Origin of the sequence: Streptomyces sp. NPDC048417 (assembly GCF_040651615.1) — a bacterium.
Classification (GTDB): Bacteria; Actinomycetota; Actinomycetes; order Streptomycetales; family Streptomycetaceae; genus Streptomyces.
Map to the genome: position 1 here is coordinate 324,037 of NZ_JBEZKI010000001.1, position 26,197 is coordinate 350,233.

Consider the following 26,197-nt stretch of genomic DNA (forward strand, 5'->3'; position numbering starts at 1 on the left):
CGATGAACACCGGCCTCTGCGTGTACCGGCCGCAGTGCAAGGACTTACAAGCTGGGGTCCTGCATGGATCCGGAAACCCATTTCGCGCAGACGCAGCCGAACGAATCCGGGGACCGCACCACCAGCCGGATCTGCGTGTGGTGCCCGTCGGCGAGGGTGTCCTTCAGCGTCAGGGAGAGATCAGGGATGCTCTTGTCGTTGCAGTCCCATCTCGTAGTGATGAGAGAGATCCACTGGAGCCGGTCGCGGAACAGCTCGCGATCCGCACCGCGAGCGCTTGCGACGGAGCGGCCGCAAAACCCACGAGCAGTGCGGAACTAAGAGCTACCTGGCCAAACCTTGCCGTTTTCTTTTATTTGTTTCCCCCAGTTTTTGAAGCGCCTCGAACCTGGGGGCGGCGTTACTTCCGGGAAAGTGGCCGCGGCAAGATTAATAATCTTCGTAATTGGGGTGTATTAATCCAAAATAACAGGTGCATTCCCTGGCGGTGTGTCGTCCTCAGGTACATACGGCAGGATGTCCCCCATGCCCAGTGCAGAGACGACGCCCGCGGGCGTGCGCGAGCCGGAGCCGGTGCGACCGACCAGGGAAGATCCGGTCGCCGCAGCCGGCAGTGAGCTGATCGGTGGCCCGATCGGGCGGCGTGCGCTGCTCGGGACGTCCTGGTGGACGCCACTACGGGTCGTGGTCCTCGTGGCGGTCGGCATGTTCGCCCTGGGCCTGATCCAGAAGGCGCCCTGCTATGACGGCGGCTGGTTCTTCGGCGCGAGCTCCCAGTACACCCACGCCTGCTACTCGGACATTCCGCACCTCTACCAGGGGCGAGGCTTCGCCGACGGTCTGGTGCCGTACTTCGACAAGCTCCCCGGTGACATGGACTACCTCGAATACCCGGTGCTGACCGGTGTGTTCATGGAGGTGGCCGCATGGCTCACGCCGGGCAGCGGCAGCATCCAGCTCCAGGAGCAGGTGTACTGGTTCGTCAACGCCGGCATGCTGATGATCTGCGCCGCCGTCATCGCGGTGTGCGTGGTCCGTACGCACCGCCGGCGCCCCTGGGACGGCCTGCTGGTCGCCCTGGCCCCCGCCTTCGCACTGACCGCCACCATCAACTGGGACCTCCTGGCGGTCGCCCTGACGGCCGCGGCGATGCTGATGTGGTCCCGAAGCCGTCCCCTCGCCTTCGGCGTCCTCCTGGGGCTTGCTACGGCCGCCAAGCTGTATCCCGTGTTCCTGCTGGGGCCGCTGTTCCTGCTGTGCTGGCGTGCGGGTAAATGGCGGGAGTTCTTCATCGCGGCGGGCGGTGCCGTCGTCGCCTGGCTCGTCGTGAACCTGCCGGTGATGATCTTCGCCTTCGACGGCTGGTCGAAGTTCTACACGTTCAGCCAGGAACGGGGCGTCGACTTCGGATCCTTCTGGCTGATCTGGGCGCAGAACACGACCACCCCGCCCAGCACCGGCTTCGTGAACAACGCGGCGATGGTCCTGGTGGTGCTCTGCTTCCTGGGTATCGCGGCCCTGGCCCTCACCGCCCCGCGCCGGCCGCGCTTCGCCCAGCTGGCCTTCCTGGTGGTGGCGGCTTTCATCCTCACCAACAAGGTCTACTCCCCGCAGTACGTCCTGTGGCTGGTGCCGCTGGCCGTGCTGGCCCGGCCCAAGTGGCGGGACTTCCTGATCTGGCAGGCGTGCGAGGTGGCGTACTTCCTGGGGATCTGGATGTACCTCGCGTACACGACCAGCGGTGACGCCCACAAGGGCCTGCCGACCCACGGCTACCACTGGGCCATCGCCGTGCACCTGCTCGGCACGCTCTACCTCTGCGCGATGGTCGTACGCGACATCCTCATGCCCGAGCGAGACGTGGTGCGCCGCTCCGGGGACGACGACCCCTCGGGCGGCGTGCTGGACGGCGCGGAGGACGTCTTCGTGCTCGGCGCGGCCGCTCGTCCCCCGCGTCATGCCGCCCAGTTCGAGGGGCCGCAGGTGGAGTGGGGAAGCCGCTCCTCCGAGGACAGTTCGCTCTGAGCGAACAACCCGGGCTGGGCGAACATCCCGGACCGAAGGAAGGGGCCGTACACGGAGTTCCGTGTACGGCCCCTTCGGTGTTCTGAGAACCCGTCAGCGGTCCACGATGCGGTCGAACTGGGTGGTGGTGTGCCGCAGATGGGCCACCAGCTCCTCGCCCACGTGCGGCTCCGGAGCATCGGTCGGCACGAACAGGATCGACACCTGCATGTGCGGCGGCTCCGCGAACCAGCGCTGCTTGCCGCCCCAGACGAACGGCGAAAGGTTCCGGTTCACCGTGGCCAGGCCGGCCCGTGCGACGCCCTTGGCGCGCGGCATGACGCCGTGCAGGGCCTTCGGGGCCTCCAGGCCCACTCCGTGCGACGTACCGCCCGCCACGACCACCAGATAGCCGTCCGAGGCCGCCTTCTGCTGCCGGTAGCCGAACCGGTCGCCCTTGGCGACGCGGGTGACGTCCAGGACCGCCCCGCGGTACTCGGTGGCGTCGTGGTCCCCCAGCCACAGCCGGGTGCCGATCCGGGCCCGGAACCGGGTCTGCGGGAACTGCTGCTGCAGCCGGGCGAGTTCGTCGGCCTTGAGGTGGCTGACGAACATCGTGTGCAGCGGCAGCCGGGCCGCGCGCAGCCGGTCCATCCAGCCGATGACCTCCTCGACGGCGTCCGAGCCGTCGGTACGGTCCAGCGGCAGGTGGATGGCGAAGCCCTCCAGGCGGACGTTCTCTATGGCGGAGTGCAGCTGCGGCAGGTCCTGCTCGCTGATGCCGTGCCGCTTCATGGTGGACATCACCTCGATGACCACGCGCGCGCCCACCAGGCCGTACACGCCGTCGATCGACGACACCGAGCGGATGACCCGGTCGGGCAGCGGCACGGGCTCCTCGCCGCGCCGGTACGGCGTCAGCACCAGCAGATCGCCGCCGAACCAGTCCTTGATGCGCGCGGCTTCATACGTCGTACCGACGGCGAGGACGTCCGAGCCCAGACGCGTGGCCTCCTCCGCCAGGCGTTCGTGCCCGAAGCCGTAGCCGTTGCCCTTGCAGACCGGGACGAGGCCCGGGAACTGCTCCTGCACGTGCTTGTGGTGCGCCCGCCAGCGCGCGGTGTCGACGTAGAGCGTGAGCGCCATGGCCGGACCTGGAACCTTTCTGGATGGCTGGGGTGTGTCAGGGCTATAGAAGCACGGAGCGTGACGTCAGCGGCGCGACATGTAGATGTCGAGCGCCTTGTGGAGCAGCTTGTTCAGCGGGAAGTCCCACTCGCCGAGGTACTCGGCGGCCTGGCCACCGGTGCCCACCTTGAACTGGATGAGGCCGAAGAGGTGATCCGTCTCGTCCAGCGAGTCCGAGATGCCACGCAGGTCGTAGACGGTGGCGCCGAGCGCGTAGGCGTCGCGCAGCATCCGCCACTGCATGGCGTTCGACGGGCGCACCTCGCGGCCGATGTTGTCGGAGGCGCCGTAGGAGTACCAGACGTGCCCGCCGACGATCAGCATGGTCGCCGCGGACAGGTTCACCCCGTTGTGCCGGGCGAAGTACAGCCGCATCCGGTTGGGGTCCTCGGTGTTGAGCGCCGTCCACATGCGCTCGAAGTACGACAGCGGGCGCGGCCGGAAGTGGTCGCGCACGGCCGTGATCTCGTACAGCCGCTGCCACTCGGCCAGATCCTGGTAGCCGCCCTGGACGACCTCGACGCCGGCCTTCTCGGCCTTCTTGATGTTGCGCCGCCACAGCTGGTTGAAGTTCTTGTGGACCTCTTCCAGGGAACGGTTCGCCAGCGGCACCTGGTAGACGTAGCGCGGCTGCACGTCACCGAAGCCGGCGCCGCCGTCCTCGCCCTGCTGCCAGCCCATCCGGCGCAGCTTGTCCGCCACCTCGAAGGCGCGCGGCTCGATGAAGTCGGCCTCGATGTCGCGCAGCCGCTTCACGTCCGGGTTCTGGATGCCGGCCTTGATGGAGGTGGCTTCCCAGCGCCGGATGATCACCGGCGGGCCCATCTTCACGGAGAACGCGCCCTGCTGCTTGAGGTGGGCCAGCATCGGCTGGATCCACTCGTCGAGATTCGGCGCGAACCAGTTGATGACCGGGCCCTCGGGAAGGTACGCGAGGTAGCGCTTGATCTTGGGCAGTTGGCGGTACAGCACCAGGCCCGCGCCGACCATCTCGCCGGTGCGGTCGTCGAACCAGCCGAGGTTCTCCGAACGCCACTCCGCCTTCACATCTGCCCAGGCCGGGACCTGCATGTGGCTGGCAGCCGGCAGGCTCTGGATGTATGCCAGATGCTGTTCGCGGCTGATGGTCCGCAGGGTCAGGCTCATGTCGGGGCGCTCCTCGGGCTGGTGTGTCCCCATGGGTACAGGGGCTCCGGCTCTCGCGCCGAAGCCTACTGCGCCTCGCCCGCGGCCCGACTGGGCGTACACCACCTACGCCCCGGCTCTGGTGCGGCCGGGGTGTAGGCGGTGGTGCGCAAGGTGCCGGAGGCCTACCCGAAGAGGCCGCCGTGCGCCATGCCGATGAAGAAGCCGATGCCGGCGGCACCGAGACCCAGGATCAGACCGAAGCGCTCGCGTGTGGTGATCGAGACCCACTGTCCGTACAGGCCGGTGAAGATGCCGATCAGACCGGCCCACGAGCTGAGCAGGTGCAGGCTGTGGAAGAACGAGGTGATGAAGGCGATCAGCCCGAGCGCCAGTGTCACTGCCATCAGCGAGTCCTGAAGCGGATGGGTCTTGCCGTCGGTGGCGAACAGGGAGCCGGCGGTGTTGGGTCGCAATGCCTGTGCCATAGGGCACCTCCTGCGGAAGGCGGCGCATCGTAGCGCCGTACACACCCGATGTGTACAGATTGAGGGCCCCGGCGGCCGGATTTCAACCGGAAGCAGGTGTGCGGGTAGTCTGTACCGTCTGCACCGGTGTCTGCTCAGGCCCGCGGTCGGGGATCCCGAGGGAAGCCCCCCGCATGTCAGTGGCGGCCGATACCGTTGCGTACGCATCACAACCCTCCTGCCACGGAACGACCGTGGCCGCTGAGTCCAAAGGAGGTGGGTTCCACATGCGTCACTACGAGGTGATGGTCATCCTCGACCCCGATCTGGAGGAGCGCGCTGTCGCCCCCCTGATCGAGAACTTCCTCTCCGTCGTCCGTGAGGGCAACGGCAAGGTGGAAAAGGTCGACACCTGGGGCCGTCGTCGTCTCTCGTACGAGATCAAGAAGAAGCCCGAGGGCATCTACTCGGTCATCGACCTGCAGGCCGAGCCTGCGGTCGTGAAGGAGCTCGACCGCCAGATGAACCTGAACGAGTCGGTCCTCCGGACCAAGGTCCTCCGTCCCGAGACCCACTGAGCTCCCAGCTCAGCTGATCTCGGGTTTCGAGTAGCAGCAAGCAGCCAGCAGCAAACCCGCCGAGAGGTTCCCCCATGGCAGGCGAGACCGTCATCACGGTCGTCGGCAATCTTGTCGATGACCCCGAGCTGCGCTTCACCCCGTCCGGTGCGGCGGTCGCGAAGTTCCGCGTCGCGTCCACTCCCCGCACCTTCGACCGCCAGACGAACGAGTGGAAGGACGGCGAAAGCCTCTTCCTGACCTGCTCGGTCTGGCGTCAGGCGGCGGAGAACGTCGCCGAGTCGCTCCAGCGAGGCATGCGCGTCATCGTGCAGGGCCGGCTGAAGCAGCGGTCCTACGAGGACCGTGAGGGTGTCAAGCGCACGGTCTACGAGCTGGACGTCGAGGAAGTCGGCGCCAGCCTGCGGAACGCCACGGCCAAGGTCACCAAGACCGCCGGTGGTGGCGCCCGCGGTGGCCAGGGTGGGTTCACCGGCGGTGGCGGCCAGGGTGGCGGCAGCTGGGGCGGCGGCCAGCAGGGCGGCGCTCCCAACGACGACCCCTGGGCTTCCGGCGCTCCCGCCGGCGGCGGCAACCAGGGTGGCGGCGGTTGGGGCGGCGGCGCCGGCAGCAGCAGCAGCGGCGGTGGCGGCGGCGGCTACTCGGACGAGCCCCCCTTCTAAGGGCAACGGGCTCGCATCCCCACTTCTTGATCACACAGGAGAAACACCATGGCGAAGCCGCCTGTGCGCAAGCCTAAGAAGAAGGTCTGCGCGTTCTGCAAGGACAAGGTCCAGTACGTGGACTACAAGGACACGAACATGCTGCGGAAGTTCATTTCCGACCGCGGCAAGATCCGTGCCCGCCGCGTGACCGGCAACTGCACGCAGCACCAGCGTGACGTCGCCACGGCCGTCAAGAACAGCCGTGAGATGGCGCTGCTGCCCTACACGTCCACCGCGCGATAAGGGAAGGGTGACCGACACATGAAGATCATCCTCACCCACGAGGTCTCTGGCCTCGGTGCCGCCGGCGACGTCGTTGACGTCAAGGACGGCTACGCTCGCAACTACCTGATCCCGCGGAAGTTCGCTATCCGCTGGACCAAGGGTGGCGAGAAGGACGTCGAGCAGATCCGTCGTGCTCGCAAGATTCACGAGATCCAGACCATCGAGCAGGCCAACTCCGTGAAGGCCCAGCTCGAGGGTGTCAAGGTCCGTCTGGCCGTCCGCTCCGGCGACGCCGGTCGTCTCTTCGGTTCCGTCACCCCGGCCGACGTCGCTGCCGCGATCAAGGCCTCCGGTGGCCCCGAGGTCGACAAGCGCCGCATCGAGCTGGGCGCGCCGATCAAGACGCTGGGCGCCCATGAGACGTTCGTGCGTCTGCACCCCGAGGTTGCCGCCAAGGTCAACCTCGAGGTCGTCGCGGCCTGACGCTGCGCTCGGCTTGAGCAGTAGCTGAAAGGGGTCGCATCCGTGAGGGTGCGGCCCCTTTGGCTTGCCGACAGTGGGGCCGGGCGGCGGGTGTTTCACGTGAAACGTGGCGGCTCGCGGTGTTTCACGTTTCACGTGAAACGGTCGATGGACCGTGCCGGTCAGCCGTCAGCGCGTTGCGCCGGTCACGATCCAATGGCCCGAGCGTGTCCGCAGCCAGAGGGTCAGCATCCGGGTGGCCATCATCAGGGTCATGGCTCCCCAGAGCGCCGTGAGCCCGCCGCCGAAGGCGGGGACCAGGAGCGCCACCGGTGTGAAGACAGCGAGGGTCACGACCATGGCCCCTGCGAGATAGGGCCCGTCTCCAGCACCCATCAGAACGCCGTCGAGGACGAAGACCACGCCGGAGATCGGCTGGGAGAGCGCCACGATGAGCAGCGCGGGCAGCGCGGTGTCATTCACGGTCGGATCGCTGGTGAACAGTGGGAGGAAGAGCGGTCGGGCAGCCATCACGAGCAGGCCCAGAACGATCCCGGTGGCGATGCCCCACTGAACCATGCGCCGACATGCCTCACGGGCGCCGGCAGTGTCGCCCGCACCGAGATAGCGGCCGATGATGGCCTGCCCGGCGATCGCTATCGCGTCCAGGGCGAAGGCCAGCAGGCTCCACAGGGACAACACGATCTGGTGCGCCGCGATATCGGCGTCGCCCAGCCGGGCCGCGACGGCCGTAGCGATCATGAGGACAGCCCTGAGTGAGAGTGTCCGCACGAGGAGAGGTACGCCGGCCTGTGCCGAAGCGCGAATCCCGGCGATGTCGGGGCGAAGGGACGCCCCGTGCCTGCGGGCTCCCCGTACGACGACGGTCAGATAGACGGCCGCCATCCCGCACTGGGCGATGACGGTGCCCCAGGCGGAGCCGGCGATGCCCAGTCCGGCGCCGTAGACGAGGCCGACGTTCAGCCCGGCGTTGGCGACGAAGCCCGCGACGGCGACGTACAGCGGGGTCCGGGTGTCCTGGAGGCCGCGCAGGACGCCGGTGGCAGCGAGCACCACCAGCATGGCCGGGATCCCCAGTGAGGAGATCCTGAGGTAGGTCGTCGCGTAGGGTGCCGCGGTAGCCGAGGCCCCGAAGAGGTCCACGATGCCGGGTGCCAGCGGCAGGACGACGGCGATGACGCCGGCACCGAGCAGCAGCGCCAGCCAGATGCCGTCCATGCCCTGACGGATGGCCGCTTGGAGATCACCGGCGCCGACCCGGCGGGCGACGGCCGCCGTGGTGGCGTAGGCGAGAAAGACGAAGACGCTCACGGCGGTGGTGAGGAGCGCTGAGGCGACGCCGAGACCGGCGAGCTGTGCGGTGCCGAGATGGCCGACGATCGCGCTGTCGGCCATGACGAAAAGCGGCTCGGCGACAAGTGCGCCGAAGGCCGGTACGGCCAGTGCGACGATCTCTCGGTCGTGCCGCCGTCGGGTGGCTTCGGGGGTCGCGGGAGCCTGTGACATGGGCGCTAATCTAATCGTCCACAGGTAAGAGATGCAATTGCACACTGACCCTTACCGGGGCTTGCGCGTCCCGCGCTGTCGCGCGTCGTTCGAAGTGATCTTGATCCGACTGGGAAAGTTTTTCTTCTGCACAGCCGGTGGATGGGAAAGGTGCAGGTCAGCGCCAGTTGCGGAGAGAGATCGAGGGCTTGTTCACAGGGCTGTCCACCGCGTCGTGCACAGGTTTTGGGAGGTTCTCCACAGCATATGGGCCGTCGTCCACATGGCCTGTGGATAACCAGATTGGCTGACGGTGCCCGCGGGCCTACCGTGGTGCGGCGCCCGCTCCTCCTTATGGCCTCGGAAACCTCACAAAACCGACGCGTCCAGAACCGGAATGGGGCGCCGTGGTTTGTCAGTGCCGTGCCGTAGAAATGGGGCCACGGCGAGGTCCGCCGGGCGGACGGGAGGAGGTGACTCGGTGAGTATTTCCGAGCCCTTGGACGATCCGTGGGCCGAGACCGGTCCAAGTGATCGTCTGCCCGCTTCCCGTGGACGCGGTGAGGGCGGCCGAGGGCGGGACGACCGGCACGACCGGGGCCGGGACAGCGGTGACTGGGACGGCGGAGGTTCTACCTTCGAGCGAGTCCCCCCGCAGGATCTGGACGCCGAGCAGTCCGTGCTCGGCGGCATGCTGCTGTCCAAGGACGCCATCGCCGATGTCGTGGAGATCCTCAAGGGCCACGACTTCTACAAGCCCGCGCACGAGACGATCTACCAGGCGATCCTCGACATCTATGCCAAGGGCGAGCCGGCCGACCCCATCACCATCGCTGCCGAGCTCACCAAGCGCGGCGAGATCAACAAGGTCGGCGGGGCCTCCTATCTGCACACCCTCGTCCAGACGGTGCCGACGGCGGCGAACGCCGAGTACTACGCGGAGATCGTTCACGAACGGGCCGTGCTACGCCGTCTTGTCGAGGCCGGGACACGCATCACGCAGATGGGATACGCGGCCGACGGCGACATCGACGAGATCGTCAACAGTGCCCAGGCGGAGATCTACGCGGTCACCGAGCAGCGGACCAGCGAGGACTATCTGCCGCTCGGCGACATCATGGAGGGCGCCCTCGACGAGATCGAGGCGATCGGCTCCCGTACCGGCGAGATGACCGGCGTGCCCACCGGCTTCACGGACCTGGACTCGCTCACCAACGGCCTCCACCCGGGGCAGATGATCGTCATCGCCGCGCGTCCCGCCATGGGTAAGTCCACTCTGGCGCTCGACTTCGCCCGGGCCGCGTCGATCAAGCACAACCTGCCCAGCGTCATCTTCTCCCTCGAAATGGGCCGCAACGAGATCGCGATGCGTCTGCTGTCCGCCGAGGCCCGGGTCGCCCTGCACCACATGCGCTCCGGCACGATGACCGACGACGACTGGACCCGGCTCGCCCGCCGGATGCCGGACGTCTCGGCCGCACCGCTCTACATCGACGACTCGCCGAACCTGTCGATGATGGAGATCCGCGCCAAGTGCCGCCGGCTCAAGCAGCGCAACGACATCAAGCTCGTGATCATCGACTATCTGCAGCTGATGCAGTCCGGGTCCAAACGCTCCGAGAGCCGTCAGCAGGAGGTCTCGGACATGTCCCGAAACCTCAAGCTGCTCGCCAAGGAGCTGGAGGTCCCGGTGATCGCGCTCTCACAGCTCAACCGTGGTCCCGAGCAGCGCACGGACAAGAAGCCGATGGTGTCCGACCTGCGTGAGTCCGGCTCCATCGAGCAGGACGCCGACATGGTCATCCTGCTCCACCGCGAGGACGCCTACGAGAAGGAGTCACCGCGCGCGGGCGAGGCGGACATCATCGTCGGCAAGCACCGAAACGGCCCGACCGCGACGATCACCGTGGCCTTCCAGGGCCACTATTCCCGTTTCGTGGACATGGCACAGACCTGAGCCGCACCACCGAAATGCACTCGACGCAGGTCCGCCCACCGGGTGGACTGGGCGCATGACGACACTTCAGGAAGAGCTGCTCCCCGCCACCCGGCGGACGCTGCTGCATCGGATCGCCGTCGCCCAGGCCGAAGGACGGGCGCCGTCACTGGTGGCGACGGTCGTGCGGGGCGGGCGGGCCGTCTGGCACGGGGCGCGGACCTCGGTGGACGGGCACGGGCCGGACGAGAACGTGCAGTACCGGATCGGGTCGATCACCAAGACGTTCACGGCCGTTCTGGTGCTCCGGCTGCGCGACGAAGGACTGCTCGATCTCGGCGATGCACTGGAGAAGCACCTTCCGGGCACCGGCGCGGGAGAGGCGACGATCGCCGAACTCCTCGCGCACACAGGGGGGTTGGCGGCCGAGTCGCCCGCACCCTGGTGGGAGCGCACTCCGGGCTCGCTGCGGCCGGAGCTCAGTGACGTTCTCGGTGAGCAGCCCCTCCTGCACCCCGTCGGGCGCCGGCACCACTACTCCAACCCCGGCTACACCCTGCTCGGCGCCCTGGTTGAGGAGCTCCGCGGCGCCCCCTGGGAGGAGGTACTCCGGCAGGAGGTGCTCGAACCGCTGGGCCTCGACCGCACGAGCGCCCAACCGCGGGCGCCGCACGCGGGCGGCTGGGCGGTGCATCCCTGGGCCGACGCGATGCTTCCGGAGCCGCTGGAGGACCTCGGCCGGATGGCACCGGCAGGACAGCTCTGGTCGACCACTGGCGACCTGGCCCGCTTCGCCGCGTTCCTGGCGGCCGGCGACGACCAGGTCCTGAGCGCGGAGTCGGTAAGGGAGATGCGCATCCCGGCGGCTCCCGTCGAGCCCGCCGACCTGCTGGACGGCGCCACCTACGGCCTCGGTCTCCAGGTCCAGCGTCGCAACGGCCGGCTGCTGATCGGGCATTCCGGCTCGCTGCCCGGCTTCCTGGCCAGCCTCACCATCAGCGTGGACGACGACGTGGCGGCCGTGGTGCTCGCGAACTGCACCTCAGGTCCTCTGTTGTCCACCGTCGGCGCCGATCTCGTCCGTATCGTCGCGGAGGCCGAACCGCGCATCCCCGAGCCATGGCGGCCCCTGGCTCAAGTCGAGCCGTCCTTTCTGGAATTGGCGGGCCAGTGGTACTGGGGTACGCACCCCTTCGCACTGCGGGTGACGGCCGACGGACTGGTCTCGCTCGGGCCGCTGTCGGGCGGCGGCCGCCGTGCGCGTTTCCGGGCCAACGGTGACGGCACCTGGACCGGCCTTGAGGGCTACTACGCCGGAGAGCTTCTACGGCCCGTACGGCGCCCGGACGGCACCGTGAGTCACCTGGACCTCGGTTCGTTCGTGTTCACGCGTCAGCCGTACGAGGAGACGGCTCCTGTGCCCGGTGGGGTGGACCCCGAGGGGTGGCGGGGGATCGGCTAACCGGCGGGGGGTGGTGTTTCACGTGAAACACCACCCTGAGCTCATGCCGTCGGTGCCTGGCGGTCAGATCTCAAGCTTGAAACCGACGTGCGAGGCGGTGAAACCCAGCCGCTCGTAGAAGCGGTGGGCGTCGGTGCGTGACGCGTCCGAGGTCAGCTGCACCAACTGGCAGCCCTGACGACGGGATTCCTCGATCGCCCACTCGATGAACCGGGTACCCAGCCCGCCGCCGCGCTCGTCGGCGTGGATGCGTACGCCCTCGATGATCGACCGCGTGGCGCCGCGCCTCGACAACCCGGGGATGATCGTGAGCTGGAGCGTGCCGACGACACGGCCCTCGCGTACGGCGACGACCAGCTGCTGGTTGGGGTCGGCGCTGAGCCGCTCCAGGGCGCCCAGATAGGGCGCCAGGTCATCCGGTGATTCCCGCCGGGCGCCCAGCGGGTCGTCGGCCAGCATGCCGACGATGGCCGGGATGTCATCGGCGACCGCGGCACGTATGTCTAGATCTCCCATGCCCGCAGCCTATGCGGGCACGTTCAGCGACTCCACGACCCGTACCAGGGGAGCCAGCTCCGCCTTCCTGGCCGCCTCGTCGAGGGCCTCGCGCAGTGCGGTGTCATTGGTGGGACGAGCTTCTTCGAGCAGCCGGAGTCCCGCCTCGGTGACGTTTGTGTAGATGCCGCGTCGGTCGGTCGGGCAGAGGTAGCGCTCCAGGAGGCCCCGGTCTTCGAGGCGGGTCACCAGCCGTGTGGTGGCGCTCTGGCTGAGGACGACCGCGTCGGCGACCTGCTTCATCTGCAGATGGCCCCCTTCGCCGTCGTGCTGGCGGCTGAGGACGTCCAGCAGGGAGTATTCGCGCACGCTCAGGTCGTGCTGCCCCTGTAGGGCGCGCTCGATGTGCGCCTCGATCCTCCCGTGGAGCAGGGAGAGAGCGCACCAGCCCTGGGCAAGGGCGGTGAGCGCGGGGTCCGTCGCTGTCATTGGCGTGTTCCTCCGTCCCGGAGCGGCTGAAACCAGGATAGAGCAGGTCCGCAATATCCATTGGCTGCATATAGTCAGCGTCAACAACTAATGTGGATGCATGTAAATCGCTGCAATCGTCTTGGGAGGCCGCACCCCCTATGCCTCTCGCGCTTCTGGCCCTTGCGATCGGCGCCTTCTTGCGAGAACCGCCGAATGAGCACCGCCGCCCCGCTCGCCCCCCAGAACGCCGAACTCGTGATCGCCGAGGCCGGTCGAGCGCCGTGGGCAGGGTGTCGAAGAGGCCGCCGGGCTGGACGGCGTACCGGGAGATTCTCAGCCCGCGGCCACCGTCAGCGGTGCGAATCGCCGTGTCCAGTCTCCCGGCAACTCCGCGAGGCCGTAGGTCATGACGGAGTTCATGGCGACGGAGGCCAGCCCCCGCTCCTTCGCCCACGCCAGCAGTTCCTCGTGCCGGATGTCGATGTCGGTGCGGAGCGGGCGGTCGGTGTGGTCGGCGAGCGAGGCGATGAGGGACTTCGCCGTCTCCGTGTCCCGGGCGATCAGCGGTCCGACGACATGGGTGTCCATGTTCGGCCAGGCGGCCGCGTAGCCGACGATCCGGTCGCCGTCCACGGCCACCCGCAGTTGGTCCGAGAACGCGGGCAGGCGGGCGATGAGAGGTGTGCGGTCGGCACCGAACACCTCCGCGTCCAGCCGCAGGATGGAGGCAAGGTCCTCGGCCGCGGCCGCCCGTGTCGCCATCCGGGGCTCGACCCCGCCCGGGGCGAAGGGCCCGGCCAGCATCTCCGAGCGTCCCGTGGTCTTGAACCCCAGCTCCTCGTAGAGCGGACGGCCGTACGGCGTCGCGTACAGAGTCAGCGGAGTCGTCCCCATCGCCGAGACGATGTGGCGCATCAGCCGGCGTCCGACGCCCTGACGGGCATGCCGTCCGGCAACCAGGACCATGCCGATCGCGCCGAGATCCGGGCGGTCCCCCGGGCCGTACTCCGTGATGACACAGGCGGCGACCAGCCCTCCGCCGGGGTCGTCGATCCCGTACCCCTTCCCGGCCGTGAGGAGCAGGCGCCATTTGTGTTCCTCACGCGGCCACCCCCGATCCTCGGACAAGTCGGCGCAGGCGGTGAGATCGCGTGGCGTCAGTCGGCGAATGGGCAGAACGGCGACGGAAGGAGTGGGCACGCAGGTCAGGCTGTCCGACCGGCACCCGTGGCGTCCACCTGTTTCCAGGTAGACGCACGCGCTTTTGGCCATGCCGTAGCCCTGAGCGCAGCCCCAGGACAGACAGGGGACGTTTCACGTGAAACATCGCCGCCCTGTCGCTGCCCGAGCCCTCCCTCGAGGAGTGGTGAACCCTTCCCACTAGCCTCGGGTCCCATGGCGAGACTTCATCTCTTCGACCTCGACGGCACATTGCTGCACGGCACCTCCGCCCCCGTCGAGATCTCCCGGCAACTCGGCCTGGAAGCCGAGACGGTGGAGCTTGATCGGGCGATTTCGGCAGGACGGATAACCTCGCCCGAGTATGCGGCACGGGTGTACTCCCTCTGGGCCGAGTTGACCGATGCGCAGGTGGCCGCGGCATTCGACGGAGCGCCTTGGCTGGCCCGTATCCGGGACGTCTGGGCCGAGATCAGGGAAGCGGGTGACTATTGCGCGGTGGTCTCGCTCTCTCCCTCGTTCTTCGTGGAGCGCCTATTGGACTGGGGAGCCCACGCGGCCTTCGGATCGCGTTTCCCGGCGGTGCCGTTCGTCGAGCCGGTGGACCCGGCGGGTCTCCTTGATCCTGCGGCGAAGGTGACCATCGCCGACCGCCTGTGCGAGCAGTTCGGGGTCGGCCGAGCGGACTGTGTCGCGTACGGGGATTCCATGTCGGACAGGGAATTGTTCGCTGTGGTCCCGGTGTCCGTGGCGGTCAATGCGGACGGACATCTCGCCGGTCTCGCGACGTACTCCTACACGGGCCGTGATCTATGGGATGTCTATGAATTGGCGTGCGGCGCGCAGTAGTTGAGGGACCTTGTGGTTCACCCCTTGTTGGATTGGTGGGGGAGACAGGGGGGACTTGTGTGCGGAGCGACGGCCGGTAGGGTCGACTCCGGTTCACATCCCGGATGAGGCGTTCCGGCGTGAGTGGCTGCGGCCCATGCCACACTTTCGCCTTACTTGTCCGTACGCGAAGGAAGCACGGGTTCAATGTGGCCATGTCGGCCACGGGCCTGGCCGGGGAGAGCTAGCCGTAAACGGGGGAATACAGGCACCTTCCGAGTGAAGTGCGCAGACCGACCGAAAGATGTTCGAGGCGAGGCACACCATGGATGCTCCGACCACCACGTCGGCGGGCAACGACGGGGCCGGCGGAAGCAGCTGGTTCACGTCCCCCAGCAACACCCCGGTCGAGCCCGCCGCCGAGCATCCGGTCGTGGCGCCGGGGTGGCAGCAGGAGGCGCCCCAGGGCCACCGCTCCGCGTCCGAAGAGGTCCCTGAGCGAATACCGCCCGCAGAGGAGCCGGCCCGCCTCCAGAACCCCGTCCAGGCCCCATCGGCCGGGCAGCACGCGGCCCCCGGCCCCTTCGCCCCCATGGCCGGACAGCCAGTGCCCCCCACACTCCAACAGAACGTCCCGCCGCGCAGCGCACAGCCGGGCCCGGAGGCCTCCCCGGACGCGATCCGCATCCGCGGCACCATGGCCGAGGTCGGTCCGATAGCCGACAAGGTCACCTCGTACTTCTACGCACTGCTCTTCGTGCGCCATCCCGAACTGCGTCCGCTGTTCCCGGCCGCCATGGACACCCAGCGGGACCGGCTACTGAAGGCGCTGCTCACCGCGGCCGAGCACATCGACAACACGCCCGTCCTGGTCGAGTACCTCCAGAATCTGGGCCGCGGCCACCGCAAGTACGGCACCCGCGCGGAGCACTACCCGGCGGTCGGCGAGTGCCTCATCGGTGCGTTGAGCAAGTACGCCTCGGCCATCTGGGATCCGGAGACGGAGGCGGCCTGGGTGCGGGCGTACACGACGATGTCCCAGGTGATGATCGACGCGGCGTCGGCGGACGAACTGCGTGCACCGGCCTGGTGGCATGCGCAGATCGTCGCCCACGACCTCAGGACCGCGGATGTCGCGGTGCTCACGGTCCGCCCGGACCAGCCGTACCCCTTCCTTGCGGGGCAGTACGCGAGCATGGAGACACCCTGGTGGCCGCGGGTCTGGCGGCACTACTCCTTCGCCTCCGCGCCCCGCTCGGACGGGCTGCTGACGTTCCATGTGAAGGCCGTTCCGGCGGGCTGGGTCTCCAACGCGCTGGTGCACCGCGCCCGCCCCGGTGACGTCATCCGCCTCGGGCCGCCCGTCGGCTCGATGACCGTCGACCATACGAAGGACTACGGCCTGCTCTGCCTGGGCGGTGGCACCGGCATCGCACCCATCAAGGCGCTGGTCGAGGACATCGCCGAGCGCGGCGCACGCCGCCCGGTCGAGGTGTTCTACGGTGCCCGCACCGACCACGACCTGTATGACATCGACACCCTGCTCCGGCTCCAGCAGGGTCATCCCTGGCTCTCGGTCCGCGCGGTCGTCGACCAGCAGGTGCATCTCCAGCTCCCCGACGCCATCCGCCCCTACGGCCCGTGGGCCGGGTACGACGGCTATCTCTCGGGCCCGCCCGGCATGATCCGCAATGGCGTGCACGCCCTGCGGGACGTCGGCATACCGGCGCACCGGATACGGCATGACTCGGTCGAGGAACTGGTCGTCGTCGGCGACTACTGATCCTTCACCCGAGGTCGGGGGCGTGCATGGCCCGTACACCCTCGATGTTGCCGTCGAGGTAGTGCCGCAGGGAGAGCGGCACGAGGTGCACGGAGGCGATCCCGACGCGAGTGAAGGGGACGCGCACGATCTCGTACTCGCCGGCGGGCTCGTCGACTTCGGGGCCGTGCCGCAGGGCCGGGTCCATGGACTCCAGCCGGCAGACGAAGAAGTGCTGCACCTTTACGCCGGTGGTGCTGCCACTGTCGCCGATGTGCTCCACGGTGTCCACGAAGCAGGGCACCACGTCGGTGATCTTGGCGCCGAGTTCCTCGTGTACCTCGCGATGCAGGGCGTCGACGACAGTGGTGTCCTCCTGTTCGACCCCGCCACCGGGGGTGACCCAGTAGGGATCGACACCTGGCTTGGTGCGCTTGATCAGAATCAGGTCGTCGCCGTCCAGGAGAACGGCACGGGCGGTGCGCTTGACCACGGGTCGGACGGTCATGGGAGAAATGTGGCCCAGCTGGTTCCACGTGAAACATCGCGAAGCGCCACCGTACGGCCGCATCGTGTCACCCCCTCGCATTCTTAGCCCCAGTCCACAGCCGCGTGGTGGAGCCACTCGTGTGCCCGCGCCACATGCGGCATGGCGAGTGTGCCGGTCCGCACCACCAGGAAATAGGTCCGCAGCGGGGGTACGGCGGGCTCGTGCAGCGCCATGACCTCACCTCGCTCCAGGGCGGCCGTGCACAGATAGCGGGGCAGCACGGCAAGGCCGGCGCCCGCGACCGCACAGGCGAGGACGGCGCGCAGATCGGGTACGACAACCGTGCCGGAGGCGGCGGGCCGGGCGTCGAAGACGGAGCCCCAGTAGCGCGAGACGAAGGGCAGCGACTCGTGGACCTCGACGACGGGCAGGTTCTCCAGGACGGGCGCGCCCTTGTCCCGTACCGTCCCGGTGCCGATCTCCTCGACCCAACGGGGAGCGGCGACCAGTACATGCTCCTCGTCGCAGAGGGCGGTAGCGGTGAGCAGGGCGCCACGCGGCCGGGCCGTACTGATGGCCAGGTCGTGATGTCCGGCGGACAGCCCTTCCAGGGTCTCCTCTGCGGTGCCGAACGAGGCGCGCAGCGCAAAGCCCTGGCCGCCGTCGCCGGCGAGCTCCGAGAGGGCGGGCAGGGCGCGCTCGGCGGTGAACTCGGGCGGGCCGGCGAGATGGAGGGTACGTACCGAGGAGTCGTCGTCGAGGCCGCGTTCCGCTATCTCCACGAGCGCGTCGAGGTGCGGGGCTGCCTTGTGGGCGAGTTCGTCGCCGATGGTCGTCGGGGTCACCCCACGGGCCTGCCGTAGGAAGAGCGGACGGCCCAGCTGTCTTTCCAGAGTGCGGATCTGAGAGGTCACGGCCGGCTGCGAGAGTCCGAGCAGGGCTGCGGCGCGGGTGAAGGAGCCGGCCCTGTGCACGGTCACGAAGGTCCGCAGCAAGGCCAGATCCATCGCTTACCCTCCCCTTCGCCCCGCCCCTGGCCGGCCCTCGGGGCAAGTCCACAACTATAAATAAGTCGATAGGTCTCTGCCCCTACAGTGATTGGACACTGACGCAGAGTCAACTAGCCTTGGTCGCGCGGTTCTTGGCGCGCGAGAACCGGGACGGTCCGAGCCACGAGGGGGGAGGCTCGGACCGTCCGTCATGCGTAGTCGGATCGGTGAGGACGTCCGTAATCCGGTCACCGATCCGACTCATCGAGCGCACGGAGCACATCGGCCACCAGATCTTCGGGATCCTCGGCCCCGACCGACAGTCGAATGAAGCCCTCCGGTACGTCGTCCCCGCCCCAGCGCCGCCGCCGCTCGGCCGTGGAGCGCACCCCGCCGAAACTCGTCGCATCGTCGACCAGCCGCAGGGCCTCCAGAAAGCGCTCGGCACGCGCGCGCGTGGGCAGTGTGAAGGAGATCACCGAGCCGTAGCGCCGCATCTGCTGCGAGGCGATCTTGTGCGCGGGGTCGTCGGGCAGCCCCGGGTAGCGCAGCCCGGTCACGTCCGGCCGCTCGAGGAGCGCCTCCGCGAGCACCAGGGCGGTGGCGTTCTGGCGGTCCACCCGCAGCTGGAGGGTGGCCAGGGAGCGATGGGCCAGCCAGGCCTCCATGGGCCCGGCGATCGCGCCGACGATCTTGCGCCACCGGCGTACGGCGGCCATGGCCTCCGGGTCGCGCCCGGCGACGTACCCCAGCAGGACGTCCCCGTGCCCGGTGAGCTGCTTGGTGCCGCTGGCCACGGAGAAGTCGGCGCCCAGCGCCAGCGGTCGCTGGCCGAGCGGGGTGGCGAGGGTGTTGTCGACGGCGACCAGGGCGCCACGCGCGTGCGCCGCCTCGGCAAGCCGACGGATGTCGCACACGTCCAGCCCGGGGTTGCACGGCGACTCGATCAGCAGCAGCTTCGCCCCGTCCAGGACGTCGAGCTGGGCGTCGCCGGCGGTCGGCGCGGTGCGCACCTCGATGCCGTAGGCCTCCAGCTGGGCGCGGACCAGGGGCAGCACCTGGTAGCCGTCGGACGGCAGCACGACCGCGTCCCCGGCGCGCAGCTGCGAGAAGAGCACGGCCGCGATGGCCGCCACGCCGGAGGCGAACACCAGCGTCCCGACGTCCTCACCGGGTGCCTCCAGCTCGCCGATGGCGCGCTCCAGATGGGTCCAGGTCGGGTTCTCGTCACGGCCGTAGGCGTACGGTCCGCCGACCTCGCCCGGCAGGTGGAAGTGTGCGGCGAATACCGGCCCGGGCAGGGTCGGTTCGTTCTTCACCGGCTCGGGCAGTCCCGCGCGCACCGCGCGCGTGCCCTCACCTGTCACGGAGCCGAGGCCGGACTCGGAGTCGGAATCGCTCATGCCGTCGTTCCCTCCACTTGGTCGCGTACCGCGGTGAGCAGGCCCTCGCTCGCCGCCTCCACCATCTCAAGACACTCCTCGAAGCCGTCCAGACCGCCGTAGTACGGATCCGGTACGTCGAGGTCGTCGGCGGCATCGGGGTCGTAGGAGCGCAGCAGGTGGACCTTGCGTGCGTCCTGCTCGGTGGGGGCGAGGCGGCGCAAAGACTTGAGGTGGCCAGAGTCGAGGGCGATCACGAGATCGAGGCGGGCGAACCAGGACGCCTGGAACTGGCGGGCGGTGTGGCCGCCGTCGTAGCCGTGCTTCTGGAGGACGCGGACGGTGCGCGGGTCGGCGCCGTCCCCCTCGTGCCAGCCGCCGGTGCCGGCGCTGTCGACCTCGACACGGTCGTCGAGCCCGGACTCGGCTATGCGGGCCCGGAAGACGGATTCGGCCATCGGGGAACGGCAGATGTTGCCGGTGCAGACGAAGCAGACGCGGTAGGTCATCGAGGGCTCAGTCCGAGTCGGGAAGGATCATGTTCAGGGCCCAGGACACGATCGAGATGATCAGACCGCCGAGGACGGCCGTCCAGAACCCCTCCACGTGGAAACTCAGGTCGAGCTTGTCGCACACCCACGACGTCAGCAGCAGCATCAGCGCGTTGACCACCAGGGTGATCAGGCCGAGCGTGAGGATGAACAGCGGGAAGGTCAGGATCTTCACGATCGGCTTGACCAGGAAGTTCACCAGGCCGAAGACCAGGGCGACCAGGATCAGCGTCCAGACCTTCTTGGCGGTGCTGTCGCCGGTCAGGGTGATCTTGTCGAGCAGCCACACGGCGACGGCCAGGGCGCCCGCGTTGGCGATCGTCTTGACTACGAAATTCTTCATGTGTCTGATCGTGGCAGACGAGATCAGATACGAGCAGTGGGGCGAGGGCGAACAACGGCGATGAAGGCATTCCGGCTGGACGAACTGGAGGCGGAACGCGCCGCCAACGACGGTGCCTACCTGCAGTTCCTGCGGGAGCGGAACATGTCGGTCGGCCTCTATGCCCTGGACGCGGGCGAGCAGGACCCGCAGAAGCCGCACAACCAGGACGAGGTCTACTTCGTTGTCAGCGGTCGCGCGGCGATCACCGTCGGCCTGGAGACCACGCAGGTGGCGCGGGGCAGCGTGGTGTACGTGCCGGCCGGGGTGGCCCACAAGTTCCATCACATCAGCGAGGACCTGAGGGTTCTGGTCGTCTTCTCTCCGCCCGAGGCCTGACCTCTCCCCTCAGGGTTCCCTAGGGGAGAGGTCAGGGGAGGACAAGGGATCAGAGGTCCCCGATCGGCCCCCTCGCGGCTCTAGCATCGAGTGCAGGACATCGCATCGTGCGGCAGGCACGAGACCGACCGTACGTGCCGAAGCGCACGGGAAAGCAGGGCAGGGCAATGCGAGAGATCTTCACGGGTCTGCCGTGGTGGGTGAAGTGGATCGCGGTGCCGGTCATCGCACTGGTGGTGTTCGGCGGTCTGATCGGCTCCATCGTCGGCTTCCTGGCCTACCTGCTCTTCAAGTTGCTGATCTTCGTGGCGCTGGTCGGCGGACTGATCTACATCGTGCGGAAGTTCATGTCGAACTCCTCGTCGAAGAGCGACTGGTGAAGACCGTGGGAATCGGTGACCGGTAACAGGAATCACCGGTTCCCTCGGGGGAGGGAAGTTTCCCGCACGGGCCGACCGGGAGCGGTGGCGGACGGTTAGAGTCGCTGACCCCCTCGCGCTCCGGGAGTGACCCTTGGCCACGCTTGACGCCACCTCCGCACCCACGGAACTTCCACCGCCCCCCACCCAACGCAGTTCCGGCACACCCCCCGTGCAGCGGCCGCCCACCCAGGCCGACCCAGCACAGCCGCACTCGGCCACCCTCATCGGCTCCGTGCAGCGTGCGATGCGCCTGTTGGAGTGTGTCGCCGGGCACGAACACGGCGCCCCCGCCAAACAACTGGCCCGCGAGACCGGCCTCGCGCTGCCCACCGCCTACCACCTGCTGCGCACCCTCGTCCACGAAGGCTATCTGCGCCGCGACAAGGGCCTGTTCTTCCTCGGTGAAGCGGCGGAACGGCTGAGCAGCAGCGGAGCGCAGCAGAAACGTCGCAGCGCGGTCGTCGACACCCTCGCCCACTGGCGGGATTCGATCGGTGCGCCGGTCTACTACGCGATGTACCGGGACGGCGAGATCGAGGTCATGTGTGTCTCCGACTCCCCGGGCACCCCGGCGGTCGAGGAGTGGGCGGACTTTCGCGAGACCGGGCACGCGCATGCCGTCGGCCAGTGTCTGCTCTTCCAGTTGGACGAGAACACCCGCCGTGACCATCTCGACCGCTATCCCCTGCAAGCCCTCACCCCGTACACGGTCCGTGACGACCATGCGCTGCTACGGCGGCTGGAGCGGACGCGGCGGATGGCGCCGCTGGTGGAGCGCCAGGAGTACGCGCTGGGCACGGTGTGCGCGGCGATCCCCATCACCGTCGGCACCACGGTGGCCACGGTGGCCATCTCCCTGCCTCTCCACCAGGCAGACCGGCTGCTGCCCGCCGCGCGGCAGCTGCAGGCGGAGGTGGGACGGCATCTGGGATCGCTGGCGATCGCTATCAGTATCTGAAAACTCACTCCTTGTGATCTGCTGTGTACGTTCAGCAAGATTTGACCACCATCAAAGGGATAAATCCCGGCCAGTCGGTGTCATATGACGGGGTAGGCGATGCGCGAGTCCGTACAAGCAGAAGTCATGATGAGCTTTCTCGTATCGGAGGAGCTCTCCTTCCGCATCCCCGTGGAGTTGCGCTACGAGACCTGTGATCCGTATGCCGTGCGGCTCACCTTCCATCTGCCCGGGGATGCGCCGGTGACCTGGGCCTTCGGCCGTGAGTTGCTGATCGACGGGGTGGGCCGGCCGTGCGGGGAGGGCGATGTGCATATCGCGCCCGCCGATTCCGAGGTGCTGGGCGAGGTCCTGATCAGGCTTCAGGTCGGCGGCGACCAGGCGGTGTTCCGGTCGTCGGCACCACCGCTGGTGGCTTTTCTCGACCGTACCGACAAGCTGGTGCCGCTGGGCCAGGAAGGTACGCTCGCCGACTTCGACGCTCATCTGGACGAGGCCCTGGACCGCATCCTGGCCGAGGAACAGAGCGCTGGCTGAAGCGAGCGACAGGGCACGGGGCACCAGACGCTCCACCGAACCGCGCGAGGATGCGCAGGAACGCTTCTGCGTGTCCGTGGGCGGGTGCCGGAGCGCTTCTTCTCGTCCGGACCCTTGTGTGCCGCCCACCGCCTCCCCGTCGCACGTTCACCGCTTCCGGCGATGCCCGCGCCCGCCACGCGCCGGGGCCTCGACGGACGCGACTGCTTCCTTGCTCTGCCGGTCGGCCGAGACCACCAGTGCCGCGAGCAGCGTGGTGACCGGCACCGAGGCGACCAGGCCGATCGAGCCGACCAGCGTGCGCACGATCTCCTCGGCCACCAGCTCACTGTTGGCGACCGTCGCCACGCTGCTCTGCGCGATCGAGAAGAGCAGCAGCAGCGGCAGCGCGGCACCGGCGTAGGCCAGGACGAGGGTGTTGACGACGGAGGCGATGTGGTCGCGGCCGATACGGATGCCCGCCCGGTACAGCCCGCGCCAGCCCATCGTCGGGTTGGCCTCGTGCAGCTCCCAGACGGCCGATGTCTGGGTCACCGTCACATCGTCCAGGACACCCAGCGAGCCGATAATGACGCCGGCCAGCAGCAGACCACTCATGTCGATCGACGGGTACAGGCCGTGAATCAGGCCGGTGTTGTCGTCGGTGTTGCCGGTGAGCGCGGCCCAGTCGATGAACTCCGAGCCGAGGACGCCGATCAGGCACAGCGAGACAAGCGTGCCGAGCACCGCCACCGAGGTTCGGGCCGACAGGCCGTGGCACATGTACAGGGCGATCAGCATGATGGCACTCGACCCGACCACGGCCACCAGCAGCGGATTCGAGCCCTGCAGGATCGCCGGCAGGATGAACAGGGTCAGCACCATGAAGCTGACGGCCAGTGCGACCAGCGCCATCACACCGCGCAGCCGGCCCACCACGACGACGGCGAGTGCGAAGATCCCGGCCAGCAGCGCCATCGGGAACTTCCGGTTCACATCGGTCACCGAGTACTGCAGGTCCTTGGGCGCCGAGGGCTCGTACGCGACCACGACCTTCTCGCCCTCGTCCAGCTGGCGTGACTGATCGGGCTGCACGATCTCGGTGAACGTACGGCCCTTGTCCTTGCCGGTGTCGACCCGGACCGTGGCCTTCTTGCAGGTGCCGCCCTCCTCCTGCTTGGCGGAGCTGCCCTCCGCGGTGGAGGTGTCGCCGGTCGAGCTGTCCCCGGAAGCGTTGACCGACTTGCAGCTGACCGAGACGACCTTGGTGACCGTGGCCGCCTGCGTCTGCCGGTCGAAGCCGACGCCGGTGCGCTCGTGCGACGGGGCGCCGCCGGGCCAGAGCACCACGAGGCCGACGACGACCGCGGCGGTGAAGGGGATGAGGATCGCCGCGATGACCTTGCGCAGATGCTTGGAGACCGGCGCGGCGGGGCCGTGGCTGTGAGAGTGACCGTGCCCGCCGCCTGCCCCGGAGCCGCCCTGGCCGTGTCCCTGGCCGGGCGGGTGGCCGAGGGTGTGGCCGTCGTCGTGACTCTGGGCGTGCCCCTGGTCGTACTGGTGGCCCTGCCCGTGGTCGTGTCCGTCACCGGCACCATGGCCCCCGTGGCCGGCTCCGCCGCCCTGTGCGGCGCCGTTGCCGCGCCTTGGGTCGGGGGGCGGATAGGGGTGCTGCTGTGTCGTGGTCACCGCCCGATCATCGCAAGAACGGCAGGGGCCCTCTGTTCACCGCGCCCGAATTGACGCTAGCGTGGAGGCACCTTTGCACACGCGGGAGCTCGGAGCACCGGGCTGAGAGGGCGCTGACCTCCGTATTCGCGATGTTTCACGTGGAACGAGTGATGTTTCACATGAATCGCCGCCTGACGGAAGCCGCTGCGTCGACCGCCGAACCTGTTACCGGGTAATGCCGGCGTAGGGAGTAGGTCTCATGACCAACAAGGACGTACGCACGCCTGCCTTCAGCCAGGACGAACAGCCCATGGTGGGCGAAACCCCCCAAGGGGTAGGGAAGTCCATCGGCTGGCACAAGGGGTATGTCGACGGCTCGCGCCCCGACCTTCGGGTGCCGGTCCGTCAGGTGCATCTCACCAACGGGCAGTCGGTCACGCTCTACGACACCTCGGGCCCGTACACCGATCCGCTCGTCGAAACCGACGTCCGCAGGGGTCTGCCGCCGCTGCGGGAGAACTGGATCACCGCCCGCGGTGACACCGCCGAGTACGCGGGCCGCCCCGTCCGTCCCGAGGACGACGGGATCAAGCACACCTCGCCGCGTGGCGGCCTGCGCAACCTGGACGCGGTCTTCCCGGGCCGCCCGCGCCAGCCGCGCCGCAGCCGGGACGGCGAGGCGGTCACACAACTCGCATACGCCCGCCGGGGTGAGGTCACCCCGGAGATGGAGTACGTCGCCATCCGGGAGAACGTCTCCCCCGAAGTCGTCCGTGAGGAGATCGCAGCGGGACGGGCCGTGCTGCCGGCCAACGTCAACCACCCGGAGATCGAGCCGATGATCATCGGCAAGCGGTTCCTGGTGAAGGTCAACGCCAACATCGGCAACTCCGCGGTGACTTCCTCCATCGAGGAGGAGGTGGAGAAGATGACCTGGGCAACCCGTTGGGGCGCCGACACGGTCATGGACCTCTCCACCGGGCGCAACATCCACACCACCCGCGAGTGGGTGCTGCGCAACTCCCCCGTCCCCATCGGCACGGTTCCGCTCTATCAGGCCCTGGAGAAGGTCGACGGCCGGGCCGAGGAGCTGACCTGGGAGATCTACAGGGACACGGTCATCGAACAGGCTGAGCAGGGCGTGGACTACATGACCGTCCACGCGGGAGTGCGCCTGCCGTATGTGCCGCTCACCGCCAACCGCAAGACCGGCATCGTCTCGCGCGGCGGCTCGATCATGGCGGCCTGGTGCCTCGCCCACCACAAGGAATCGTTTCTGTACGAGAACTTCGAGGAACTCTGCGAGATTCTCGCCGCCTACGACGTCACGTACTCGCTGGGCGACGGGCTGCGCCCCGGCTCCATCGCGGACGCCAACGACGAGGCCCAGTTCGCGGAGTTGCGCACGCTCGGGGAACTCAACCGGATCGCCAGGCGTTTCCATGTACAGACGATGATCGAGGGCCCGGGCCATGTCCCGATGCACAAGATCAAGGAGAACATCGACCTTCAGCAGGAGATCTGCGATGAAGCTCCGTTCTATACGCTCGGCCCGCTGACCACGGACGTCGCGCCGGCGTACGACCACATCACCTCCGGCATCGGTGCCGCGATGATCGCCTGGTGGGGCACGGCGATGCTGTGCTACGTCACGCCCAAGGAGCACCTCGGCCTGCCCAACCGCGACGACGTCAAGACCGGCGTGATCACCTACAAGATCGCTGCCCACGCGGCCGACCTCGCCAAGGGCCACCCGGGCGCGCAGGAGTGGGACGACGCGCTGTCCGACGCCCGCTTCGAGTTCCGGTGGGAGGACCAGTTCAACCTCGCCCTGGACCCGGACACGGCCCGTGAGTTCCACGACGAGACGCTTCCGGCGGAGCCGGCGAAGACGGCCCATTTCTGCTCCATGTGCGGGCCGAAGTTCTGCTCGATGAAGATCAGCCACAGCATCACAGAGCGGTTCGGAGCCGGGGCGGCTGAGGGGGTGTCTCCTGAGGAGGTCGCGGAGGGGATGCTCCAGAAGTCGAAGGAGTTCGCGGCCAGCGGGAACAGGGTGTATCTGCCGCTGGCGGACTGAACTCCTCGCCGAGGTGCCGGTCCGG

27 protein-coding genes and 1 riboswitch are annotated in these 26,197 nt (G+C 68.2%); of the genes, 14 read left to right on the plus strand and 13 right to left on the minus strand.

The genetic code is table 11. The features are described from left to right. The first annotated feature begins 525 nt into the window (after positions 1-525). A complete protein-coding gene (locus AB0D59_RS01600; protein WP_362559438.1) occupies positions 526-2,025 on the plus strand; it encodes a glycosyltransferase 87 family protein in 1,500 nt (499 codons plus the stop codon). Between the two features lie 93 nt (positions 2,026-2,118). Here the strand turns inward: AB0D59_RS01600 and AB0D59_RS01605 are convergent, their stop codons facing one another. The 3 genes from AB0D59_RS01605 to AB0D59_RS01615 all read right to left on the minus strand — a co-directional run bounded on the left by AB0D59_RS01605 (position 2,119) and on the right by AB0D59_RS01615 (position 4,805). Next, positions 2,119-3,150, minus strand: a complete 1,032-nt coding sequence (locus tag AB0D59_RS01605; protein WP_362559440.1) for an alanine racemase — start codon at positions 3,148-3,150, stop codon at positions 2,119-2,121. Positions 3,151-3,216: 66 nt separating this feature from the next. After that, entirely contained in the window at positions 3,217-4,338 is a 1,122-nt protein-coding gene (femX, locus tag AB0D59_RS01610; RefSeq protein ID WP_362559442.1) for a peptidoglycan bridge formation glycyltransferase FemX, read from the minus strand. 164 nt (positions 4,339-4,502) lie between these two features. After that, complete coding sequence (locus tag AB0D59_RS01615) at positions 4,503-4,805, minus strand: hypothetical protein (RefSeq protein WP_362559444.1); 303 nt, start codon at positions 4,803-4,805, stop codon at positions 4,503-4,505. A gap of 266 nt (positions 4,806-5,071) precedes the next feature. Between AB0D59_RS01615 and rpsF the strand changes: the two genes are divergently transcribed. The 4 genes from rpsF (at position 5,072) to rplI (ending at position 6,774) form a co-directional block, all read left to right on the plus strand. Beyond that, on the plus strand, positions 5,072-5,362 hold the full coding sequence (rpsF, locus tag AB0D59_RS01620; RefSeq protein ID WP_005482942.1) for a 30S ribosomal protein S6: 291 nt from the start codon (positions 5,072-5,074) through the stop codon (positions 5,360-5,362). Between the two features lie 74 nt (positions 5,363-5,436). Continuing rightward, positions 5,437-6,024 carry a single-stranded DNA-binding protein gene (locus tag AB0D59_RS01625; protein ID WP_362559446.1) on the plus strand — a complete coding sequence of 196 codons (588 nt, stop codon included), beginning with the start codon at positions 5,437-5,439 and terminating at the stop codon, positions 6,022-6,024. A gap of 48 nt (positions 6,025-6,072) precedes the next feature. Further along, the gene (gene rpsR / locus AB0D59_RS01630) at positions 6,073-6,309 is read left to right on the plus strand and encodes a 30S ribosomal protein S18 (RefSeq protein WP_006381652.1); all 237 of its coding nucleotides are present in this window, start codon (positions 6,073-6,075) and stop codon (positions 6,307-6,309) included. Between the two features lie 18 nt (positions 6,310-6,327). Continuing rightward, complete coding sequence (rplI, locus tag AB0D59_RS01635) at positions 6,328-6,774, plus strand: 50S ribosomal protein L9 (RefSeq protein WP_362559449.1); 447 nt, start codon at positions 6,328-6,330, stop codon at positions 6,772-6,774. Between the two features lie 168 nt (positions 6,775-6,942). On the opposite strand, the gene AB0D59_RS01640 is transcribed toward rplI, so the two are convergent. Next, positions 6,943-8,280, minus strand: a complete 1,338-nt coding sequence (locus AB0D59_RS01640) for an MATE family efflux transporter (RefSeq protein WP_362559452.1) — start codon at positions 8,278-8,280, stop codon at positions 6,943-6,945. 460 nt (positions 8,281-8,740) lie between these two features. Here AB0D59_RS01640 and dnaB point away from each other — a divergent pair, with 460 nt between their 5' ends. Further along, positions 8,741-10,216 carry a replicative DNA helicase gene (gene dnaB, locus AB0D59_RS01645; RefSeq protein ID WP_362559454.1) on the plus strand — a complete coding sequence of 492 codons (1,476 nt, stop codon included), beginning with the start codon at positions 8,741-8,743 and terminating at the stop codon, positions 10,214-10,216. A 55-nt stretch (positions 10,217-10,271) separates the two neighbouring features. Further along, positions 10,272-11,657: a serine hydrolase domain-containing protein gene (locus AB0D59_RS01650; protein WP_362559456.1), complete on the plus strand. Its 1,386-nt coding sequence runs from the start codon at positions 10,272-10,274 to the stop codon at positions 11,655-11,657. Between the two features lie 63 nt (positions 11,658-11,720). On the opposite strand, the gene AB0D59_RS01655 is transcribed toward AB0D59_RS01650, so the two are convergent. From AB0D59_RS01655 to AB0D59_RS01665, 3 genes are all read right to left on the minus strand, one after another. Further along, positions 11,721-12,173: a GNAT family N-acetyltransferase gene (locus AB0D59_RS01655; RefSeq protein ID WP_362559459.1), complete on the minus strand. Its 453-nt coding sequence runs from the start codon at positions 12,171-12,173 to the stop codon at positions 11,721-11,723. 9 nt (positions 12,174-12,182) lie between these two features. Further along, positions 12,183-12,641, minus strand: a complete 459-nt coding sequence (locus AB0D59_RS01660) for a MarR family transcriptional regulator (protein WP_362559461.1) — start codon at positions 12,639-12,641, stop codon at positions 12,183-12,185. Between the two features lie 315 nt (positions 12,642-12,956). Next, complete coding sequence (locus AB0D59_RS01665) at positions 12,957-13,823, minus strand: GNAT family N-acetyltransferase (RefSeq protein WP_362559463.1); 867 nt, start codon at positions 13,821-13,823, stop codon at positions 12,957-12,959. A 195-nt stretch (positions 13,824-14,018) separates the two neighbouring features. On the opposite strand from AB0D59_RS01665, the gene AB0D59_RS01670 reads away from it, so the two are divergent. Continuing rightward, on the plus strand, positions 14,019-14,651 hold the full coding sequence (locus tag AB0D59_RS01670; protein ID WP_362559465.1) for an HAD-IB family phosphatase: 633 nt from the start codon (positions 14,019-14,021) through the stop codon (positions 14,649-14,651). A gap of 304 nt (positions 14,652-14,955) precedes the next feature. Then, complete coding sequence (locus AB0D59_RS01675; protein WP_362559467.1) at positions 14,956-16,413, plus strand: globin domain-containing protein; 1,458 nt, start codon at positions 14,956-14,958, stop codon at positions 16,411-16,413. 4 nt (positions 16,414-16,417) lie between these two features. On the opposite strand, the gene AB0D59_RS01680 is transcribed toward AB0D59_RS01675, so the two are convergent. The 5 genes from AB0D59_RS01680 to AB0D59_RS01700 form a co-directional block, all read right to left on the minus strand. Next, complete coding sequence (locus AB0D59_RS01680; protein WP_362559469.1) at positions 16,418-16,900, minus strand: NUDIX hydrolase; 483 nt, start codon at positions 16,898-16,900, stop codon at positions 16,418-16,420. Positions 16,901-16,983: 83 nt separating this feature from the next. Next, positions 16,984-17,889, minus strand: coding sequence for a LysR family transcriptional regulator (locus tag AB0D59_RS01685; protein ID WP_362559470.1), 906 nt, complete (start codon positions 17,887-17,889; stop codon positions 16,984-16,986). 230 nt (positions 17,890-18,119) lie between these two features. Then, entirely contained in the window at positions 18,120-19,274 is a 1,155-nt protein-coding gene (locus tag AB0D59_RS01690) for a cystathionine gamma-lyase (protein ID WP_362559473.1), read from the minus strand. After that, positions 19,271-19,762, minus strand: a complete 492-nt coding sequence (locus AB0D59_RS01695) for a low molecular weight protein-tyrosine-phosphatase (protein WP_362559475.1) — start codon at positions 19,760-19,762, stop codon at positions 19,271-19,273. The genes AB0D59_RS01690 and AB0D59_RS01695 overlap by 4 nt, the downstream gene beginning before the upstream one ends. A 7-nt stretch (positions 19,763-19,769) precedes the next feature. Further along, complete coding sequence (locus AB0D59_RS01700) at positions 19,770-20,147, minus strand: phage holin family protein (protein ID WP_362559478.1); 378 nt, start codon at positions 20,145-20,147, stop codon at positions 19,770-19,772. A 60-nt stretch (positions 20,148-20,207) separates the two neighbouring features. On the opposite strand from AB0D59_RS01700, the gene AB0D59_RS01705 reads away from it, so the two are divergent. The 4 genes from AB0D59_RS01705 to AB0D59_RS01720 all read left to right on the plus strand — a co-directional run bounded on the left by AB0D59_RS01705 (position 20,208) and on the right by AB0D59_RS01720 (position 22,442). Then, positions 20,208-20,525 (plus strand): cupin domain-containing protein, encoded by a 318-nt coding sequence (locus AB0D59_RS01705; RefSeq protein WP_362559480.1) that lies wholly within the window; start codon positions 20,208-20,210, stop codon positions 20,523-20,525. A 167-nt stretch (positions 20,526-20,692) separates the two neighbouring features. Further along, entirely contained in the window at positions 20,693-20,905 is a 213-nt protein-coding gene (locus AB0D59_RS01710) for a DUF5326 family protein (protein WP_351695787.1), read from the plus strand. 211 nt (positions 20,906-21,116) lie between these two features. Next, a complete protein-coding gene (locus tag AB0D59_RS01715; protein WP_362559830.1) occupies positions 21,117-21,905 on the plus strand; it encodes a helix-turn-helix domain-containing protein in 789 nt (262 codons plus the stop codon). A 99-nt stretch (positions 21,906-22,004) separates the two neighbouring features. Next, positions 22,005-22,442 (plus strand): SsgA family sporulation/cell division regulator, encoded by a 438-nt coding sequence (locus AB0D59_RS01720; RefSeq protein ID WP_362559482.1) that lies wholly within the window; start codon positions 22,005-22,007, stop codon positions 22,440-22,442. 147 nt (positions 22,443-22,589) lie between these two features. Here the strand turns inward: AB0D59_RS01720 and AB0D59_RS01725 are convergent, their stop codons facing one another. Then, on the minus strand, positions 22,590-24,110 hold the full coding sequence (locus AB0D59_RS01725) for a YibE/F family protein (protein WP_362559484.1): 1,521 nt from the start codon (positions 24,108-24,110) through the stop codon (positions 22,590-22,592). A 71-nt stretch (positions 24,111-24,181) separates the two neighbouring features. After that, positions 24,182-24,359, plus strand: a riboswitch (TPP riboswitch). Between AB0D59_RS01725 and thiC the strand changes: the two genes are divergently transcribed. Continuing rightward, positions 24,352-26,172, plus strand: a complete 1,821-nt coding sequence (gene thiC / locus AB0D59_RS01730; protein WP_362559486.1) for a phosphomethylpyrimidine synthase ThiC — start codon at positions 24,352-24,354, stop codon at positions 26,170-26,172. Its footprint overlaps the riboswitch before it by 8 nt. The last annotated feature ends 25 nt before the right edge of the window (positions 26,173-26,197 follow it).

Excerpts from the sequence above, each read along its gene's own strand:
- AB0D59_RS01675 (WP_362559467.1), top strand. The coding sequence starts at position 14,956 with ATGGATGCTCCGACCACCACGTCGGCGGGCAACGACGGGGCCGGCGGA.
- AB0D59_RS01695 (WP_362559475.1), bottom strand. The coding sequence starts at position 19,762 with ATGACCTACCGCGTCTGCTTCGTCTGCACCGGCAACATCTGCCGTTCC.
- rplI (WP_362559449.1), top strand. The coding sequence starts at position 6,328 with ATGAAGATCATCCTCACCCACGAGGTCTCTGGCCTCGGTGCCGCCGGC.
- AB0D59_RS01660 (WP_362559461.1), bottom strand. The coding sequence starts at position 12,641 with ATGACAGCGACGGACCCCGCGCTCACCGCCCTTGCCCAGGGCTGGTGC.
- AB0D59_RS01670 (WP_362559465.1), top strand. The coding sequence starts at position 14,019 with ATGGCGAGACTTCATCTCTTCGACCTCGACGGCACATTGCTGCACGGC.
- AB0D59_RS01710 (WP_351695787.1), top strand. The coding sequence starts at position 20,693 with ATGCGAGAGATCTTCACGGGTCTGCCGTGGTGGGTGAAGTGGATCGCG.
- rpsF (WP_005482942.1), top strand. The coding sequence starts at position 5,072 with ATGCGTCACTACGAGGTGATGGTCATCCTCGACCCCGATCTGGAGGAG.
- AB0D59_RS01685 (WP_362559470.1), bottom strand. The coding sequence starts at position 17,889 with ATGGATCTGGCCTTGCTGCGGACCTTCGTGACCGTGCACAGGGCCGGC.
- AB0D59_RS01680 (WP_362559469.1), bottom strand. The coding sequence starts at position 16,900 with ATGACCGTCCGACCCGTGGTCAAGCGCACCGCCCGTGCCGTTCTCCTG.
- AB0D59_RS01605 (WP_362559440.1), bottom strand. The coding sequence starts at position 3,150 with ATGGCGCTCACGCTCTACGTCGACACCGCGCGCTGGCGGGCGCACCAC.
- AB0D59_RS01650 (WP_362559456.1), top strand. The coding sequence starts at position 10,272 with ATGACGACACTTCAGGAAGAGCTGCTCCCCGCCACCCGGCGGACGCTG.
- AB0D59_RS01720 (WP_362559482.1), top strand. The coding sequence starts at position 22,005 with ATGCGCGAGTCCGTACAAGCAGAAGTCATGATGAGCTTTCTCGTATCG.
- AB0D59_RS01615 (WP_362559444.1), bottom strand. The coding sequence starts at position 4,805 with ATGGCACAGGCATTGCGACCCAACACCGCCGGCTCCCTGTTCGCCACC.
- AB0D59_RS01625 (WP_362559446.1), top strand. The coding sequence starts at position 5,437 with ATGGCAGGCGAGACCGTCATCACGGTCGTCGGCAATCTTGTCGATGAC.
- AB0D59_RS01705 (WP_362559480.1), top strand. The coding sequence starts at position 20,208 with ATGAAGGCATTCCGGCTGGACGAACTGGAGGCGGAACGCGCCGCCAAC.
- AB0D59_RS01640 (WP_362559452.1), bottom strand. The coding sequence starts at position 8,280 with ATGTCACAGGCTCCCGCGACCCCCGAAGCCACCCGACGGCGGCACGAC.
- AB0D59_RS01690 (WP_362559473.1), bottom strand. The coding sequence starts at position 19,274 with ATGAGCGATTCCGACTCCGAGTCCGGCCTCGGCTCCGTGACAGGTGAG.
- thiC (WP_362559486.1), top strand. The coding sequence starts at position 24,352 with ATGACCAACAAGGACGTACGCACGCCTGCCTTCAGCCAGGACGAACAG.
- rpsR (WP_006381652.1), top strand. The coding sequence starts at position 6,073 with ATGGCGAAGCCGCCTGTGCGCAAGCCTAAGAAGAAGGTCTGCGCGTTC.
- femX (WP_362559442.1), bottom strand. The coding sequence starts at position 4,338 with ATGAGCCTGACCCTGCGGACCATCAGCCGCGAACAGCATCTGGCATAC.
- AB0D59_RS01700 (WP_362559478.1), bottom strand. The coding sequence starts at position 20,147 with ATGAAGAATTTCGTAGTCAAGACGATCGCCAACGCGGGCGCCCTGGCC.
- AB0D59_RS01655 (WP_362559459.1), bottom strand. The coding sequence starts at position 12,173 with ATGGGAGATCTAGACATACGTGCCGCGGTCGCCGATGACATCCCGGCC.
- AB0D59_RS01600 (WP_362559438.1), top strand. The coding sequence starts at position 526 with ATGCCCAGTGCAGAGACGACGCCCGCGGGCGTGCGCGAGCCGGAGCCG.